Consider the following 17,265-nt stretch of genomic DNA (forward strand, 5'->3'; position numbering starts at 1 on the left):
CTTAGAGGCACAGTGCCATTATTTGTTTGCGGGTCGGAGTTTTACCCTTGTCACGCGTGTCCGCTGTACGTTTCAGCCATTTCCTCCCTTCGCTGCTGCTGTTGCTGGCCGGGCTTTCGGCTGCGTACGTCAAGGACCTCAGCGTCTTCTTCACCTCTCTGTTCAACGTGCTGCCCACCCTGGTCCTGCTGCTCGGCGGTGCCTACTGCGCGGTGTATCGACGCCAGCGTGAACTGTTCCTGATGGTCACGGTGTACGTCGCCTATTTCCTGCTGGATACCCAGACCGACTTCTACCGTGACAACGGCCGCGTGCGTGAAGACGCTGCGGTGGTGTTCCACCTGTGCTGCCTGCTGTTGCCCTTGCTGTTCAGCATCTATGCGCTGTGGCAGGAAAAGACCCATCTGTTCCGTGACTTCGTCGCCCGCTGCGCGGTGCTGCTGGCGGTGGGCAGTGTGGCGCTGGCCCTGGAGCAAAGCTTCCCCCAGGCCTTGCTGGGCTGGTTGGCGGAGATTCGCTGGCCGATGCTGCACGGCGCGTGGATGAGCCTGATCCAACTCTCGTACCCGATGTTCCTGATTGGTTTCCTCACCCTGGCCGCCCAATACTGGTACCAGCCGCGCCCGCTGCACGCCGCACAACTGGTGGGGTTGCTGGGCATGTTCTGGATGTTGCCGCAAACGTTCATCTTGCCGTTCACCCTCAACATCATGTGCAGCCAGGTGATGTTGATGATCGCTGCGGGGGTGGCGCACGAGGCGTATCAAATGGCGTTTCGTGATGAGCTCACCGGCTTGCCGGGGCGCCGTGCGCTCAACGAGCGTATGCAGCGGCTGGGGCGTAACTATGTGCTGGCGATGAGCGACGTCGATCACTTCAAGCGTTTCAATGACACTCACGGCCACGACGTCGGTGACCAGGTGCTGCGCCTGGTGGCGAGCAAGTTGTCCAAGGTCAACGGTGGTGGGCGGGCCTACCGTTACGGCGGTGAAGAGTTTGCCGTGGTGTTTGCCGGCAAGACTCTGGATGAGTGCATGCCGCACCTGGAGGAGATCCGCGAGATCATCGCCAGCTACGACATCAAGTTGCGCAACCCGGACCGTCCCCAGGACGACCATCAAGGCCGCCAACGCCGTGCGGGCAGCGGAGCATCCAGTGTGTCGGTGACGGTAAGCATCGGCGTGGCCGAGCGCCAGGCCGAGCAGCGCAGCCCCGACGAGGTGCTCAAGTCCGCCGACCAGGCGTTGTACGCCGCCAAGGGCGCGGGGCGTAATTGTGTGGTCGCGGCCGGGCAAACCCGCCGTGGCGCAGTGCGCATGCAAAGCGCTGCCGGTTGAGTAATGGCGCCGTATTCAGCAGCGCTACAGTGATTGTCCACGGCCATGGCCGGCAGTAGGTTAACCCTATCTGCTGCCGGAGACATCGCCATGCCTGAGTACAAAGCTCCCCTGCGCGACATGCGCTTTCTGATCGACACCGTATTCGATTTCCACGGCCACTACGCGGCCCTGGGCGCCACGGATGCCAGCCCGGACATGGTCAGTGCGATCCTCGAAGAAGGCGCCAGGTTCTGCGAAAACGTCCTCGCGCCGCTCAATCGCAGCGGCGATGAAGAGGGCTGCCATTTCGATAATGGCGTGGTGACCACCCCCAAAGGCTTCAAGCAAGCCTTCGCCCAGTATGTGGAAGGCGGCTGGCATGGTGTGGCGGCAGACCCGGCCTACGGTGGCCAGGGCTTGCCCCATTCCCTGGGCCTGGTGCTGAGCGAGATGATCGGCTCCAGCAACACCTCCTGGGGCATGTACCCGGGCCTGACCCACGGCGCGATGTCGGCGATCCACGCTCACGGCACCGACGAACAGAAAGCCACTTACCTGAGCAAACTTACCGCCGGCGAATGGACCGGCACCATGTGCCTGACCGAAGCCCACTGCGGCACCGACCTGGGCTTGATCAAGACCCGCGCCGTGCCGCAGGCAGACGGCAGTTATGCGGTCACCGGCAGCAAGATCTTCATCTCGGCCGGCGAGCACGACATGAGCGCCAATATCATCCACTTGGTGCTGGCCAAACTGCCGGACGCACCGGCGGGCACCAAGGGCATCTCATTGTTTATCGTGCCCAAGTTCCATGCCGACTCCGGCGAGCGCAATGCGGTGCACTGCGGCTCCATCGAACACAAGATGGGCATCAAGGCCTCGGCCACCTGCGTGCTGAACTTCGATGGCGCCAAAGGCTATTTGATTGGCGAGGCGAACAAGGGCCTCAACTGCATGTTCACCATGATGAACCACGCACGCCTGGGTACCGGCATGCAGGGCCTGTGCAACGGCGAGGCGAGCTTCCAGGGCGCGATCAAATACGCTAATGATCGCCTGCAAATGCGTTCGTTGACCGGCGCCAAGGCCCCGGAAAAAGCCGCCGACCCGATCATCGTGCACGCCGATGTCCGTCGCATGTTGCTGACCATGAAAGCCTTCAACGAAGGCAACCGCGCCTTGACCTACTTCACCGCGCAACTGCTCGATACCGCGCATCTGGGCAGCGACGCCGGGCAACGCCAGGAAGCCGAGGACCTGTTGGCCTTCCTCACCCCGATCTGCAAAGCCTTCATGACCGAAACCGGGCTGGAGGTGACCAACCACGGCATGCAGGTATTCGGTGGCCATGGCTATATTCGTGAGTGGGGCATGGAGCAACTGGCCCGTGACGCACGTATCGCCCCGATCTATGAAGGCACCAACGGCATCCAGGCTCTGGACCTGCTCGGGCGCAAGGTGCTGGGCAGCCAGGGCAAGTTGCTGCGCGGGTTTACCAAGATTGTGCATAAGTTCTGCGCGGCCAATGCCGAGCATGCGCAGCTCAAGGCCCAGGTGGCGCAACTCAATGAGCTGAACCAGCAATGGGGCGAACTGACCCTGAAGGTCGGCACGGCGGCGATGAAAAACCCTGACGAAGTGGGCGCGGCGGCGATGGATTACCTGATGTACAGCGGTTACATCATCCTCGCCTACCTGTGGTTGCGCATGGCGATCGCGGCGCACGCCCAGGATGACCAAGGATTTGCCCAGGCGAAGCTTGCGACCTGCGACTTTTATTTCAAGCGCCTGTTGCCGCGTACGGCCATGCACCGCGCTGCGGTGGAGGCAGGGAGCGAATGCCTGATGAGTCTCCCAGCCGACGCTTTCTCCTTGTAGGAGCGAGCTTGCTCGCGAAGAACTTCAACGATTCGCGCACGCCTGGTTTAGCGGGGTGTTCTTGAGTTTTTCGCGAGCAAGCTCGCTCCTACAGTGTGACTTATAAATACTTAATGGTCACGAACGGACCCTATGTGTCTGAAAAGTTGTTCGGGTACACTCGGCGTCTGTAAAACCGATCCTATCGAATCACTTTTCACGTTCTCACGAGGTTTGCCATGGCTGATTACAAAGCGCCGTTGCGTGATATGCGCTTCGTCCTCAACGAAGTTTTTGAGGTCGCTAATACTTGGGCCCAGTTACCGGCATTGGCAGACAGCGTTGACGCCGAAACCGTCGAGGCGATCCTGGAGGAGGCCGGTAAGGTCACCGCCAAATCCATCGCCCCATTCAGCCGCGGCGGCGATGAGCAAGGCTGCCACTGGGCAGACGGCGCCGTCACGACCCCCGACGGTTTCCCCCAGGCCTACAGCACCTACGCCGAAGGCGGCTGGGTAGGCGTGGGCGGCGACCCGACCTACGGCGGCATGGGCATGCCCAAGGCCGTGTCGGCGCAGGTTGAAGAGATGATCAACTCGTCGAGCCTGGCTTTCGGCCTGTACCCGATGTTGACCTCCGGCGCCTGTGTATCGATCAACACCCACGCCAGCGAAGAGCTCAAGGCCACCTACCTGCCGAAGATGTATTCCGGTGAGTGGGCCGGTTCCATGTGCCTGACGGAGGCCCATGCCGGTACCGACCTGGGGATGATCCGCACCAAGGCCGAGCCTCAGGCGGACGGCTCCTACAAGGTCAGCGGCACCAAGATCTTCATTACCGGTGGCGAGCACGACCTGACCGACAACATCATCCACCTGGTGCTGGCCAAACTCCCGGACGCACCGGCCGGGCCCAAGGGCATCTCGCTGTTCCTGGTACCGAAGTTTTTGGTGAATGCCGATGGCAGCCTGGGCGCGCGTAACCCGGTGAACTGCGGTTCCATTGAACACAAGATGGGCATCCAGGCCTCCGCCACCTGCGTGATGAACTTCGACGAAGCCGTGGGCTACTTGGTTGGTGAGCCCAACCGTGGCTTGGCGGCGATGTTCACCATGATGAACTATGAGCGACTGGGTGTTGGCATTCAGGGCTTGGCATCGGGCGAGCGCTCCTATCAGAACGCGATTGAATATGCCCGCGACCGCCTGCAAAGCCGCTCCCCGCTAGGCGCGCAGGCCAAGGACAAGCCGGCAGACCCGATCATCGTGCATCCGGATGTGCGTCGCATGTTGCTGACCATGAAGGCGGCGAACGAAGGCGGCCGGGCGTTCTCCACCTACGTGGCGACGCAGTTGGACATCGCCAAGTTCAGCGACGATGCGCAGGCCCGCGAGCGTGCCGATAACCTGGTGGCGTTGTTGACCCCGGTTGCCAAGGCGTTCCTCACTGACCTGGGCCTGGAAACCACCGTGCTCGGCCAGCAGGTATTTGGCGGCCACGGTTACATCCGCGAGTGGGGCCAGGAGCAGTTGGTGCGTGATGTGCGCATCACCCAGATCTACGAAGGCACCAACGGCATTCAGGCCTTGGACCTGATGGGCCGCAAGATCGTCGGCAGCGGCGGTGCGTTCTATACCTTGTTCGCCGATGAGATCCGCCAGTTCATCGCCGCATCGGGCCCTGAGTTGGCCGAATTCACTAAGCCGCTAAGTGCGGCTGTGGATAACTTGGATGAGCTGACAACCTGGGTGCTGGACCGCGCCAAGAGCAACGCCAATGAAATCGGCGCGGCCTCGGTGGAATACCTGCATGCGTTCGGCTACATGGCCTATGCCTATATGTGGGCGCGCATGGCCAAGGCGGCGTTGGGCAAAGAGGGCGAAGAGGATTTCTACGCCAGCAAACTGGGAACTGCACGGTTCTACTTTGCCCGTCTGTTGCCGCGTATCCACTCGTTGAGTGCGTCGGTAAAAGCCGGTAGCGAATCACTGTTCCTGATGGATGAAGCCCTGTTTTAAGGGCGGGGAGGGCGTGTAAGCATTCTCTTACATGACGTGCTGCTAATCGTCCTCTATCGCCACATTGGATCCACGGCTAATCTACTTCACATGGACGTCGCGCAGGAAGCGCAAAGCAACAACACGGACACGTAGGATTCTGCCAGGACGGCGGAGTGAAATGGATGTCAGGGAAACAGTCTGCAAAGCCCCGCTTCGGCGGGGTTTTCTTTTGCCCGCGAAAAAGTCAGGCGCTTGCCGGCGGGGCATTCATCACGTCTTCCAGCAGGGTGCGCAGCAACGCCACCGTCGCCTGCTGGCGTTGCACATCGCGACACACCAACCCGACTTTCAGCGCTACCCTGGGCTCGCTCAAGGGTTTCCACAGCAGCGCCTTGCTGTTGTGTTCGTCCTGGGAGCGCCCGGGCAGCACCGTCGCCAAGCGGGTGTGAGGCAGGCTGTCGAGAATGCCCAGCATGGTATTGAGCTCCGCCTGCACTTGCGGACGCCGCCCGAGGTTAGACAGTTGGCCTTGCCAGATCTGCCGAACCTGAAACTCCTCCCCTAGCAGCAACATCGGTAATTCGGCGGCTTGTTTGAGCGAGACCTTCTTGAACTCGCGCAACGGATGGTCCTCGGGAATCACCACTTTCAACTCGTCTTCATACAGCAGCACGCCATGCAGGCCCGGTTGACGGGGTGGCAGGTAGCTGATGCCGATATCGAGTGAGCCGTTGAGCAACCGCCGTTCAATCTCAAGCCCGGTCAGCTCGTAGATTTGCACCACCAAATGGGGCTGGGCTTTGCGCACGCGCTCAAGCATCTGCGGTACCAGGCTGGTGTGCACGGTTTGCAGCACGCCGATGGCCAGGGTGCGCATGGCCTGGCCCTTGAAGTTGCGCAGCGCCTCGACGGCTTGTTGCATGCCATCAATCAGCGGCAACGCATGGTTGTATAGGGTGTGGGCCGCCAGGGTTGGCAACAGGCGCTTGCTGCTGCGTTCGAACAGGCTGACGTCGAGGTTCTGTTCCAGTTGGCGAATCTGTTGCGACAGCGCTGGCTGGGAGATCGACAGACGCTCCGCGGCACGGCCTACGTGGCCTTCCTCATACACCGCGACGAAATAACGCAGTTGCTTGAAATCCATAAGGTTTGCTTATCGAAAAAGCTGGAAAATCGAAATGGCCGCTGGCCCCCGAGGCGCCTAGTCTAGCGCCTATTCGCAGGGCTTACAGGGCCGGATCGGACAATGAACAGCGTTTTTGTTGATAGCGTTTACATAGGCAAGGCAAAAAATCTGAAGGCCTCATTGGCCGGCGGTATCGACCAAGGTCAGGTTGCCAGCGGAGGTGAAGTGTGAACTTGTTCCGTCGCTTCGCGCCGAGTCTGGATGACCTGGTTGTGCATGCCCCGCGTACAGAGGTTTCCAGCCAGTGCCTGATGCCCACTGTGGCGCGCCCGCCCCAAGTATTTGTGCAGGGGCAGGGCTCCTGGCTTTCGGACGCTGACGACCGCGCCTATCTGGATTTCAGTCAAGGCGGTGGTGCCAACAGCCTGGGCCACAGTCCCCAGGCCGTGCGCGACGCTATTGCCGAACAGATGCACACCGTGATCAACCCCGGCCTGGGCTTGCACAACCGTGCGCAACTGGACCTCGTCGACCGTCTGTGCCACCACACCGGCAGTGATCAGGCCTACTTGCTCAACACGGGTGCCGAAGCCTGTGAAGCGGCGATCAAGCTGGCACGTAAGTGGGGCCAACGGCATCGCGGTGGCGCTTACCACATCATCACCGTGAGCAATGGCTGTCATGGCCGTAGCTTGGGGGCGATGTCGGCGTCGGCTGTGGCCTGCGAAAACCGTTTCGAACCGCAGTTGCCAGGTTTCAGCCAGGTGCCGTTCAACGATCTGCCGGCCCTGCACGCAGCGGTGGATGCGCAGACCGTCGCTATCATGCTGGAGCCGATCCAAAGCGGCGGCGCTGTCATCCCCGCGACAGAGCATTACCTCAAGGGCGTCGAACGCCTGTGTCGTGAGTTGGGGATCCTGCTGATCTTCGACGAAGTGCAAACCGGCGTGGGCCGCTGCGGCAGCTTGCTGGCCGAACAGCAATACGGCGTGCGCGCCGACATCATTGCCCTGGGCAAAGGCCTCGGCGGGGGCGTGCCCCTGGCGGCGCTGCTGGCGCGTGGCACTGCCTGTTGCTTCGAGCCGGGCGAGCTGGACGGTACGCATCATGGCAATGCGCTAATGGCATCTGCGGGTATCGCGTTACTCGACGCTGTATTGGCGAACGGCTTTCTCGAGCATCTGCGCGAATCCGGCTTGTACCTGGCAGAAGGCCTTGCCCGTCTGGCCTACCGTTACGGCCATGGGCCCTTGCGCGGCAACGGGCTGCTTTGGGGCCTGACACTGTCGGACGATTGCGCCGCAGCAGTGGTCAAGGCCGCGCTGCACGAAGGCCTGATTCTCACCGCCTCACAACCTGACTGCCTGCGCTTTACCCCTGCGCTGAACATCAGCAAAACCCACATCGACGAAATGCTGCTGCGGCTTGCCCGCGCCTTTTCTCGGGTGCGCACCGCTCAAGTGCAATGCCGCAAGGGCATCGCCGTTTGACCCCAGTTTCCTGAACCGTCTCGCGGCATACGCGGCGCCTCCAGCCTGATTCTTTTGGCTGGGGGCGTTTTTTTGTGTGGGTCATTCTGGTATGAAACGATGGCTGGAGATTCTGGCCTGAGATGGCCCAATGCCAGAATCCACTGAACCCTCACGAACCGCCAAGGTCGATTAGCTACACGGCTCACACGAGCCGATTTTCTGGAGCTGACCCATGGACATTATTCGTATCATCATCGCCATTCTGCTGCCGCCATTGGGTGTGTTCCTGCAAGTAGGCTTCGGCGGTGCCTTCTGGCTAAATATCCTGCTGACCCTGTGCGGTTACTTCCCGGGCATCATCCACGCGGTGTACATCATCGCCAAGCGTTGAGGCCCTCAGCCTTTTGCAATGAGCCTGGAGTTGCGCTCATTGCGAAAGGCAAGTTGCTCGATGGTCTGGGTGGCCTGTTCGGCCTCTTCCCGCGCCTGAAGGATGATGCCGTGCTGCTCGGATTTGCTGCATACCGGGTCGGCGTTGCTGGCGTCACCGGTGAGCATGAAGGCCTGGCAACGGCAGCCGCCGAAGTCTTTTTCTTTTTCGTCGCATGAACGGCACGGCTCGGGCATCCAGTCGTAGCCACGAAAGCGATTGAAGCCAAACGAGTCGTACCAGATGTGCTGCATGCTGTGGTCGCGCACATTGGGAAACTGCACGGGCATCTGCCTTGCGCCGTGACAAGGCAGGGCGGTGCCGTCGGGCGTGACTGTCAGGAAGATGCTGCCCCAGCCGTTCATGCAGGCTTTGGGGCGCTCCTCGTAATAATCCGGTGTCACGAAAATCAGCTTGCACGGGTGGCCTTCGGCTTCCAGCTTGGCGCGGTACTCATTAGTGATGCGTTCGGCGCGCACCAACTGCTCGCGGGTGGGCAGCAAGCCCACGCGATTGAGCTGCGCCCAACCGTAGAACTGGCAGGTGGCGAGCTCGACGAAATCCGCTTCCAGCGCAATGCACAGCTCGATGATGCGGTCGATCTTGTCGATATTGTGCCGATGGGTGACGAAGTTCAGCACCATCGGGTAGCCGTGGGCTTTTACCGCTCGGGCCATTTCGAGTTTTTGCGCGAAGGCTTTTTTCGAGCCGGCCAGCAGGTTGTTCACCTGCTCGTCACTGGCCTGGAAGCTGATCTGGATATGGTCCAGGCCGGCTTTCTTGAAGTCGCTGATTTTTTGCTCGGTGAGGCCAATGCCCGAGGTGATCAGGTTGGTGTAGAAACCCAGCTTGCGCGCCTCGCCGATCAGTTCGGCCAGGTCCTGGCGCACCAGCGGCTCACCGCCGGAAAACCCTAGCTGCGCGGCGCCCATTTCACGGGCTTCGCGAAAAACCTTGATCCATTGTTCGGTGCTCAGCTCCTTGCCCTGCTCGGCGAAATCCAGCGGGTTGGAGCAATACGGGCACTGCAACGGGCAGCGATAGGTCAGCTCGGCCAGCAGCCACAGCGGCAGGCCGATGGCGGGTTTCTCAGGCAAGAGTGATCCAGTGCTCAGCACGGGCGACCTCCATGAATTGCTCGATGTCGTCACCCAGCTCCGGTACGCCGGGGAACTGCTTGTCCAGCTCGGCAATGATGGCCGCCACGTCGCGCTCGCCGTCGATCAGGCCGCCGATCAATGCGGCGCTGTCGTTGAGCTTGATCATGCCTTCGGGGTAGAGCAGAACATGGCCTTTCTGTGCAGGCTCGTACTGGTAGCGATAGCCCTGGCGCCAGGTCGGTTTTTTGCTGCGATCAAAGCTCATAGGGTGATCCCTTTATGCCATACCCGCTGCTCGGTCACGCTGTGGTAGGGCGGGCGTTTGAGTTCGTAGGCCATGCTCATGGCGTCCAGCATGCTCCACAGGATGTCCAGTTTGAACTGGAGAATTTCCAGCATGCGCTCCTGCCCCTCGCGGGTGGTGTAGTGCTGCAGGGTGATCGCCAAGCCGTGTTCCACATCGCGCCGGGCCTGGCCCAGGCGTGTGCGGAAGTACTCGTAACCGGCCGGGTCGATCCACGGGTAATGCTGGGGCCAGCTGTCGAGGCGCGACTGGTGGATTTGCGGCGCGAACAGCTCGGTCAATGAGCTGCTGGCGGCCTCTTGCCAGCTGGCGCGGCGGGCGAAGTTGACATAGGCGTCCACGGCGAAGCGCACGCCGGGTAGCACCAGCTCTTGAGAGCGCAATTGGTCGGGGTCCAGACCTACAGCCTGGCCCAGGCGCAGCCAGGCTTCGATACCGCCGTCTTCCCCAGGCGCGCCGTCGTGGTCGAGCAGGCGCTGGATCCATTCGCGACGGATTTCACGGTCTGGGCAGTTGGCCAGGATCGCCGCGTCTTTCAGCGGGATATTCACCTGATAGTAGAAGCGATTGGCGACCCAGCCCTGGATCTGCTCACGGCTGGCGCGGCCTTCGTACATCGCCACATGGTAGGGGTGATGGATATGGTAGAAGGCGCCCTTGGCGCGCAGGGCCGCTTCGAACTCAGCCTTGCTCAACGGTGTGTCGGTCATTTCGAATGCTCCTACAATTCAATGCTCATGCCGTCGTAAGCCACTTCGACATTGCGCCGCACCAGCTCCGCTCGCTCGGGAGAGTCCTCATCGAGGATCGGATTGGTGTTGTTGATGTGGATAAGCACTTTGCGCTGCTGGGGCAGTTGCTCGAGCACTTCAAGCATGCCGCCGGGGCCGTTCTGGGCCAGGTGGCCCATCTCACGCCCGGTGCGGGTGCCGACGCCACGGCGCTGCATTTCGTCGTCGTCCCACATCGTGCCGTCGACCAGCAGGCAGTCACTGCCGGCCATGATGTCCAACAGCGGCGCGTCGACCTTGCCCAGCCCAGGGGCGTAGAACAATTTGCCGCCGGTGCGCAGGTCTTCGACGATCAGGCCGATGTTGTCACCGGGGTGCGGGTCGAAGCGGTGTGGCGAATAGGGCGGTGCGGCGCTGCGCAACGGCAGCGGGGTGAAGCGCAGGTTGGGGCAGGCCGGGATGGTGAAGCTGGCGTCCAGCTCGATGCGGTTCCAGGCCAGGCCACCGTTCCAGTGGGTCAGCATGGTGAACAACGGGAAACCGGTGCTCAGGTCTTCGTGGACCATGTCGGTGCACCACACCTGATGCGGGCAGCCTTCGCGCAGGCTCAGCAGGCCGGTGGTGTGGTCGATCTGGCTGTCCATCAGGATGATTGCGCTGATGCCGGTATCGCGCAGGGCGCGGCCCGGTTGCATGGGCGCAAAACCCTGCAATTGCGCGCGGATATCCGGTGAGGCATTGCAGAGCACCCAGTTCACGCCATCGTCGGAGATCGCGATGGACGACTGGGTACGCGCGTGGGCCCGCAGGATGCCATCGCGAAAACCTGCGCAGTTCACGCAGTTGCAGTTCCACTGCGGGAAGCCACCGCCGGCGGCGGAACCTAGAATCTGGACAAACATGATCGCTCCATCAAGCACAGCTCAAAACAAAAACGCCCCGGGCGAACCGAGGCGTTGTATCACTCAGCCAATCAACGGCTGGCGAAGTACATGGTGACTTCGAAACCAATACGCAGATCAGTGTAAGCAGGTTTGGACCAGGTCATATTCTTACTCCTATCAAGGGATGGGACGTTCACTACCAAGTAATACATATAGTCCACCTCCCATTGGAGATGTTCAGATATTGCTGCGCAATGTTACGCAATTTTATTCAAGTTAGCGCTGTCTCGGTGGAGAAAGCCTGTTGCAGGGTTGGCAATGATCACGGCGCTGCTTGCCAGTCGTCGTTGATACGCGGCCCGTTGGCCACGCAACGCCAGCCGCCTGCAGCGTCATTGAGTTGCTGCGCGGCGTGCTGCACATCTTCGCGCGTGCATTGTTGAATCAACGCTTGAAGCTGATCCAGATAACCCGACGAATGACCTGCCAGATGCGCATGCCAGAGCAACTCGGCAGCTTCGTTGATGGGCAGCGTCTGGGCCGAGAACTGCTGCGCGAGGGCCTGGTTACCCAAGTCGGGGCAGCGCGCGATCAACGACGGCAGTTGCCCGAGGAAGGCCTGCAACTGTTCGACGATGCCGTCCAGGGAAGTGCTGGGAGATTGCACCCCGAACAGCAGGCCGGTTTGGCCGTTGATCTGTCGGATGCCGCTGAACACGGCGTAGCCGATTTGCAGTTCGACTCTCAGGCGCTGGTAGAACGGCCCCTGGAGCACGTGCCCGAGTAACCGCCAGTTGGCTTCATCGGCGAGGGTTTGCGTCGGCGTTGGGCAAAATAGCAGTAGCGCCGCTTCGCTGGATTCGGTGCTGACTGTGTGCCAGCGCTTTTGTCCGTCAAGGGGCTGAGGTGTGAAAGGCATAGTTGCCGGTTGCCCCGGCAGCCGGGCGGCTGCGGCTTTGATTGCGGCTTCACAGGCGGCGGGCAGACCTGCGCCCAGCCCCTGCCAACGTGCAGTGGCCCATGACGCTGTCGTCCCCAGAGGCTCGGGCTGAACACCGGCACAGCAAGCAGGCAACGCCTTGAGCAGTTCCCGGATGGCCATCGTCGGCGCGGGCGCAGGCGACGGTTCATCCGAGCCAATCAGGCACCGCGCCAACACTTCGAGCACCGCCGGCATGGGCTCATGAAGGCCGTGCATCTTCACCTGCCAGTCAGTGGCGATCGTTTCGCAAGACAACTCGACGCCCGCCTGCCGTGCCTGTTCGCACAGCGGCCGCAACAGGCTTTCCAGCCCTGTGGGTACCGCCGAGTCAAACCGCCAGTGCAGGTACAGCGCGCCTTCGCCAGTGTCCTCCGCCAACGCCTGGCTGAAGGTCAGCGCTGACAGCTCCCGTCGGCCCCGTGAGCGATCCTGGGCAAAGGTACGCAAGCCACGATGGGCGCTGGTTTGGCCGCGAATCAGGCCGGCGCGTTCGTCCTTGGCGGGTGCACGGAGAAAGGGATTGTTAGGCGGCAGTTGCCAAGGGTGGAGGGAGGCAGGCAGGTGCAGTGATTCGAGCATGGCCTTGAGGGCTGCGGCGCCTTGTTCCGAGAGGTCTTGGGCATCGTTGCGCGCCAAGGCCAGGGCGCCTTGGACCTGTTGTTGGCGAGCATTGAGCAAGGCGAATTCTTCGCGTAACGCTGTCCAGTCGCTGTGTGCGAAGAAACTCAGCCAGTCGTGCAGCAACGCTTCGATCTGTGTGGCCGGTTCGCGCTCGCTGCCGAGAGTGAAGTGGATATCCAGCACGGCTTGATCCGCAAACTGGTACAGCACGGACGCCTGCAGCGCAGTGGCCAGTCGTTGTGCTTGCAGTTCGGCGAGCAGCCCGCCGGGGGCCGAGGCGTTGAGCCAGGTGCAGAGAAACGCCAACGCTTCCCGTGGCGCGTTGCAGGTAATGACCTGATGCAGGTGTTGGCCGGCGACGTGTTGATAGCGGCGTGCCGAGCCTTGCATCAAGGCCGGTGGAGCGGCCTGCGGGTGCAATGGCCCGGGCGTCAGGTGGTCACTGAACTGCTGGGCCAAGGCCTGCAGGTCGGTCAGCGATTGTGGGCCGGCGAGGCTCAAAATCATCTGCCCGCTTTGATAAAAGTGTGCGTGAAACCCGCGCAAGGCTTGCTGAAAGGCCTCGCTTTCCACTGGCAGGCTGTCGCGGTTGCCGGCATGAAAACCGCGCAATGGATGATCCGCCGCCAAGCCTTGCAGCAGCGCCACTTGCTGTTGGGCTTTGGCATCGTCGGACCAGGCGACGAATTCCGCGTCGAGCACTTCGCGCTCACGCTGTTGATCATCGAGGGCCAGGCGTGGGTGAGTCAGCATATCCGCCAACCGCATCAGCCCGTCTGCAAACACCGGCACCGGCAGTTCAAAGAAAAACTCGGTGGTGCGCTCACGGGTGCTGGCATTGACCTGCCCACCGTGTCGCTGCACGTAGGCCATCAGCCCTTCGCCGGCTGGAAAGCGCTCGGTACCGAGAAACAACAAGTGCTCAAGAAAATGCGCCAGCCCAGGCCAAGCCAGTGGCACGTCATGGCTGCCGGCAGCCACTTGTAAAACGGCGGCGCAGCGCTTCAAGCGCGGCGCATGGCGCAGGCAAACCCGCAGGCCATTGGCGAGGGTCAGGTGAACGGGATGAGGGTGAACCGGCGCAGGCATGGGCACTTCCGAGGCGTGGGAAGTGCCTATGCTAGCAAACCCAATGGGTCAGGGCTTGTGCAGTGCGCCGTAGAGTTCGGCGCGACGGTCTTGCAGGTAGTGGTTGGCGGCTCGGGCGTCGAAGATCGATTGGCGCTCCAGAGTGCCGACGATCAAGGCTTCATCCAGGCCGGCCTGGGCAACTCGCTGGCCGTCCGGCGCGGCAATGCTGCTTTGCCCGCAGTAGTGAATCTCGTCTTCGTGCCCGCAGTAGTTGGCATAGGCCACGAAACATTGGTTTTCAAAGGCTCGTGCCCGTACGGTGACGTCGGCAACAAAGTCGAACGGCACCATATTGGCGGTGGGCACCAGGATCAGTTCGGCACCGGCCAGGGCCAGGCGGCGGGTGTTTTCCGGAAACTCCAGGTCGTAGCAAATCAGCATGCCCACCTTCCACCCGTTCAATTCCACCACCGGGAAATCATCGGGGCCGGCGCTGAACATCGAGTGATCAAGATCGCCAAACAGGTGGGTCTTACGGTAGTTGCACAGGCGCTTGCCCTGGGCGTCGATCAACTGCACGGCGTTGTAGATCTGGCCGTCGTCGGCCCGCTCCGGGTAGCCATACAGGATCGCCAGCCCGGCGCCTTGTGCCAGTTCGGCAATCGCCTGCGCCGAAGGCCCGTCCTGTGCCTCGGCCAGTGCGCCAACGGCTTCGGCGCCAATGTTATAGCCGCTGAGGTACATCTCTGGCAGCACCAGCACATCGGCGCGGTGTGCCTCATGGGCCAGCCGGTGCAGGCGCTGCAGGTTAGCGGCCACATCCAGCGGCAGCGGCGGGCATTGGTACAAGGCGACACGCATGCTCAACTCCTTATTCTGCCAGGGCGATGGGCCCTATTTCATCGAACACGTCGCCCGGGCCTGGGTTCTGCGGGTGGGTGCTGCCACCGAAGTGGGTCATGATGCCCCACACCGCGTTGAGCGAGGTTTGTACCGCGCCTTCGACCCAGGCGGGCGTCCACGATACATCATCACCCGCGATGAAGATTCCGCGTTGTTCGGCGGGCATATCCTTTTGCATGAAGTGCGCATACATCCGCTGGTTATAGCGATAGTGACCGGGCAAGGCGCCTTTGAAGGCCCCGAGGAAATGCGGATCGGCCTCCCAGGATACGGTGATCGGGTCGCCGATGATGCGCGCCTTGATGTCGACCTTGGGGTAGATCTTCTTCAGTGCATCCAGAGCCAGTTTCACCCGCTTGTCGATAGGCTGGGGCAGCATCTTCAGCGCATCGCTCATCCACGAATAGGACAAGCAGATTACCCCAGGCTTGTCGTCGCCGTTATCGAACAGGTAGGTGCCACGGGTCAGGCGGTCGGTGAGGGTCATGCTCATCAGGTCGCGACCGGTTTGCGGGTCTTTGTCTTTCCAGAATGGGCGGTCAACCATCACGAAGGTTTTCGATGACTGCATGTAGCGAGTGCGGTCCAGGGCCATCCACATTTTTTGCGAGAACAGGGTTTCGTCGCATTCGATCTGGGTGGTCAGCAGCCAGCTTTGGCAGGTGGTCAGCACTGCCGCGTATTCGCGGGTGTCGCCGTAGTTGTCGGTAACGGCGAAACGGCCATCGGCGGCGTGGGCAATGCGCTTCACGCCGGCCCGTGGCGCACCTCTATGCAGCGAGCTCAGGCTGGTACCGGCCGGCCAGTGGGCGCAGCGCTCTGGCACATGGCGCCAGATGCCCATGGGCACTTGGGCCACGCCACCGACGATCAGGTGTTGATGATCATCGCAGTTGGTCATCACCACGCGGAAGATTTCCAGCATGGAGTTGGGGAAGTCCGAGTCCCAGCCGCCGGTGCCGAAACCGACCTGGCCAAACACCTCGCGGTGGTGGAACGACAACTTGGCGAAGGCCTTGGAGGTGGCGACGAAGTCGTAGAAGGTACGGTCATCCCACAGCGGCACGAGCTTGTTCCACAGCTCCTTGAGCCGCGGCACGTCGCGGTCGCGGATTGCCTGCTGGATATCGCCGAACTGCGAACCGGCTTCCAGAGCGTCGGCCCAGGCATCGGCGACTTCCTGGAACAATGCAGGTAAATCGGAGAGTTTTTGCGCGTAGTGGGTCTGGCCTTCCAGATCGATCACGGTGCTGCCGGAAGCCGGTGTCAGCGGGTTGGGAAAGGGCTTGGTCTCCAGTCCCAGTTTGTCCACGTAATGGTAGAACGCCGTGGACGACACCGGGAACCGCATGCCGCCCAGCTCGGCGATGATGCCTTCGGCGCCTTCAAAGGCCTGCGAGCGCAAACGACCGCCCATCTTCGAGGCTTCGTACACAACGGGCTTGAGCCCGAGCTTCATCAACTCGTAGGCCGCAACCAGGCCCGCGATCCCGGCGCCGACGATCGCCACTTCGGCGCCGTGATTAGCCGCAGGAATACTGCCCAGCCCGGCGGGGTGTTCGATCCAGTCATCAAAGGCAAACGGGAAATCCGGGCCGAAGATGGTGATGGGTTTCTTGCCATCGCCCGGGTGGCGATTGGGCTTGCTGAGGGTGCTGGATGGAATGCTCATGGCTGACCTTACTGACGGCTCGGCGGGAGGGGGGCCCGTTGAGTATAGGAAAAGATGGCAGCCAGTTTAGGGAGCGTTGCGCTCGTTAATAAGACGCAATGTGTCGTCGTATTGCGCTAGTTTTAGTCAATATGACGAATATAGTGATCAGATTGGTTGTCCGCGATCCAGTTTGTTACTGAGGATGATCGAGGTGGTGGTTTTCTCTACACCGTCGACACTGCCGATCTGGTCCAGCAATTGGTCCAGTTGCTCCGGCGAATCGGTGCGCAGCCAAGCCACGTAATCGAACTTCCCACTCACCGCGCACAACTGCTGAACCTGGGCCATGGCGCTCAGCCTGCGCAACACCTCTTTGCCCGAACGGGGTTGCACGGTAATGCCCACATAAGCCTGCAACCCACCATCCGCAACGCGCTGGCCCAGGCGCACGCCGTAACCGGTGATGACCTGGGTCTTCTCCAGGCGGGCCAGACGCGACGTGACAGTGGTACGCGCGATGCCTAATTGCCGGGCGAGCATGGCCACGCTTTCACGGGCGTTGAGCTGCAGGGCGGCGATCAGTTGGCGGTCGATTTCGTCTAGGGCGGGCAAGGGGAGAGCTCCAGTGCGGGAGGGCAGTGAGCAGGCATGTTACAGGCTTGGCCCTGCTGACAAAATGATTCAGCCAGATACGCAAAAGCCGCGCAATGCGCGGCTTTTTTTGTATGGTGGGCCCAGTAGGACTCGAACCTACGACCAAGGGATTATGAGTCCCCTGCTCTAACCAACTGAGCTATAGGCCCTCAGTAGG

The 17,265-nt window shown here is 61.4% G+C and carries 15 protein-coding genes and 1 tRNA gene; 5 read left to right on the plus strand and 11 right to left on the minus strand.

The window, feature by feature from the left end:
- The first annotated feature begins 47 nt into the window (after positions 1-47).
- From CRN80_RS11570 to CRN80_RS11580, 3 genes are all read left to right on the plus strand, one after another.
- Entirely contained in the window at positions 48-1,337 is a 1,290-nt protein-coding gene (locus CRN80_RS11570; RefSeq protein WP_003194787.1) for a diguanylate cyclase, read from the plus strand.
- Positions 1,338-1,427: 90 nt separating this feature from the next.
- Positions 1,428-3,197, plus strand: coding sequence for an acyl-CoA dehydrogenase C-terminal domain-containing protein (locus CRN80_RS11575; RefSeq protein ID WP_098950185.1), 1,770 nt, complete (start codon positions 1,428-1,430; stop codon positions 3,195-3,197).
- Between the two features lie 218 nt (positions 3,198-3,415).
- Positions 3,416-5,194 carry an acyl-CoA dehydrogenase C-terminal domain-containing protein gene (locus tag CRN80_RS11580; RefSeq protein ID WP_098950186.1) on the plus strand — a complete coding sequence of 593 codons (1,779 nt, stop codon included), beginning with the start codon at positions 3,416-3,418 and terminating at the stop codon, positions 5,192-5,194.
- A 226-nt stretch (positions 5,195-5,420) separates the two neighbouring features.
- Here the strand turns inward: CRN80_RS11580 and CRN80_RS11585 are convergent, their stop codons facing one another.
- Positions 5,421-6,320: a LysR family transcriptional regulator gene (locus CRN80_RS11585; RefSeq protein WP_098950187.1), complete on the minus strand. Its 900-nt coding sequence runs from the start codon at positions 6,318-6,320 to the stop codon at positions 5,421-5,423.
- Positions 6,321-6,529: 209 nt separating this feature from the next.
- Between CRN80_RS11585 and CRN80_RS11590 the strand changes: the two genes are divergently transcribed.
- Both CRN80_RS11590 and CRN80_RS11595 read left to right on the plus strand, forming a co-directional pair.
- Complete coding sequence (locus CRN80_RS11590; RefSeq protein WP_098950188.1) at positions 6,530-7,792, plus strand: aspartate aminotransferase family protein; 1,263 nt, start codon at positions 6,530-6,532, stop codon at positions 7,790-7,792.
- A gap of 214 nt (positions 7,793-8,006) precedes the next feature.
- On the plus strand, positions 8,007-8,165 hold the full coding sequence (locus CRN80_RS11595) for a YqaE/Pmp3 family membrane protein (protein ID WP_003194776.1): 159 nt from the start codon (positions 8,007-8,009) through the stop codon (positions 8,163-8,165).
- A gap of 5 nt (positions 8,166-8,170) precedes the next feature.
- Here the strand turns inward: CRN80_RS11595 and pqqE are convergent, their stop codons facing one another.
- The 10 genes from pqqE to CRN80_RS11645 all read right to left on the minus strand — a co-directional run bounded on the left by pqqE (position 8,171) and on the right by CRN80_RS11645 (position 17,257).
- Positions 8,171-9,301, minus strand: coding sequence for a pyrroloquinoline quinone biosynthesis protein PqqE (gene pqqE / locus CRN80_RS11600; RefSeq protein WP_019817403.1), 1,131 nt, complete (start codon positions 9,299-9,301; stop codon positions 8,171-8,173).
- Positions 9,294-9,569 carry a pyrroloquinoline quinone biosynthesis peptide chaperone PqqD gene (gene pqqD, locus CRN80_RS11605; RefSeq protein WP_003194772.1) on the minus strand — a complete coding sequence of 92 codons (276 nt, stop codon included), beginning with the start codon at positions 9,567-9,569 and terminating at the stop codon, positions 9,294-9,296. The genes pqqE and pqqD overlap by 8 nt, the downstream gene beginning before the upstream one ends.
- Positions 9,566-10,318, minus strand: coding sequence for a pyrroloquinoline-quinone synthase PqqC (gene pqqC / locus CRN80_RS11610; protein WP_003194770.1), 753 nt, complete (start codon positions 10,316-10,318; stop codon positions 9,566-9,568). Before pqqC ends, pqqD begins: the two co-directional genes overlap by 4 nt.
- Before the next feature lie 11 nt (positions 10,319-10,329).
- The gene (gene pqqB / locus CRN80_RS11615) at positions 10,330-11,241 is read right to left on the minus strand and encodes a pyrroloquinoline quinone biosynthesis protein PqqB (RefSeq protein ID WP_098950189.1); all 912 of its coding nucleotides are present in this window, start codon (positions 11,239-11,241) and stop codon (positions 10,330-10,332) included.
- 71 nt (positions 11,242-11,312) lie between these two features.
- Positions 11,313-11,387, minus strand: a complete 75-nt coding sequence (pqqA, locus tag CRN80_RS11620) for a pyrroloquinoline quinone precursor peptide PqqA (protein ID WP_003194766.1) — start codon at positions 11,385-11,387, stop codon at positions 11,313-11,315.
- Between the two features lie 158 nt (positions 11,388-11,545).
- A complete protein-coding gene (gene pqqF, locus CRN80_RS11625) occupies positions 11,546-13,915 on the minus strand; it encodes a pyrroloquinoline quinone biosynthesis protein PqqF (RefSeq protein WP_098950190.1) in 2,370 nt (789 codons plus the stop codon).
- Positions 13,916-13,963: 48 nt separating this feature from the next.
- On the minus strand, positions 13,964-14,758 hold the full coding sequence (locus tag CRN80_RS11630; RefSeq protein WP_098950191.1) for a carbon-nitrogen hydrolase family protein: 795 nt from the start codon (positions 14,756-14,758) through the stop codon (positions 13,964-13,966).
- 10 nt (positions 14,759-14,768) lie between these two features.
- A complete protein-coding gene (locus CRN80_RS11635) occupies positions 14,769-16,472 on the minus strand; it encodes an NAD(P)/FAD-dependent oxidoreductase (protein WP_098950192.1) in 1,704 nt (567 codons plus the stop codon).
- 147 nt (positions 16,473-16,619) lie between these two features.
- Positions 16,620-17,066 (minus strand): Lrp/AsnC family transcriptional regulator, encoded by a 447-nt coding sequence (locus CRN80_RS11640; RefSeq protein WP_098950193.1) that lies wholly within the window; start codon positions 17,064-17,066, stop codon positions 16,620-16,622.
- A 114-nt stretch (positions 17,067-17,180) separates the two neighbouring features.
- Positions 17,181-17,257 (minus strand) — tRNA-Ile (locus tag CRN80_RS11645).
- Positions 17,258-17,265: the final 8 nt, after the last annotated feature.

It is taken from the genome of Pseudomonas sp. FDAARGOS_380, assembly GCF_002591235.1.
In the GTDB taxonomy this organism is placed as follows: Bacteria; Pseudomonadota; Gammaproteobacteria; order Pseudomonadales; family Pseudomonadaceae; genus Aquipseudomonas; species Aquipseudomonas salmasensis.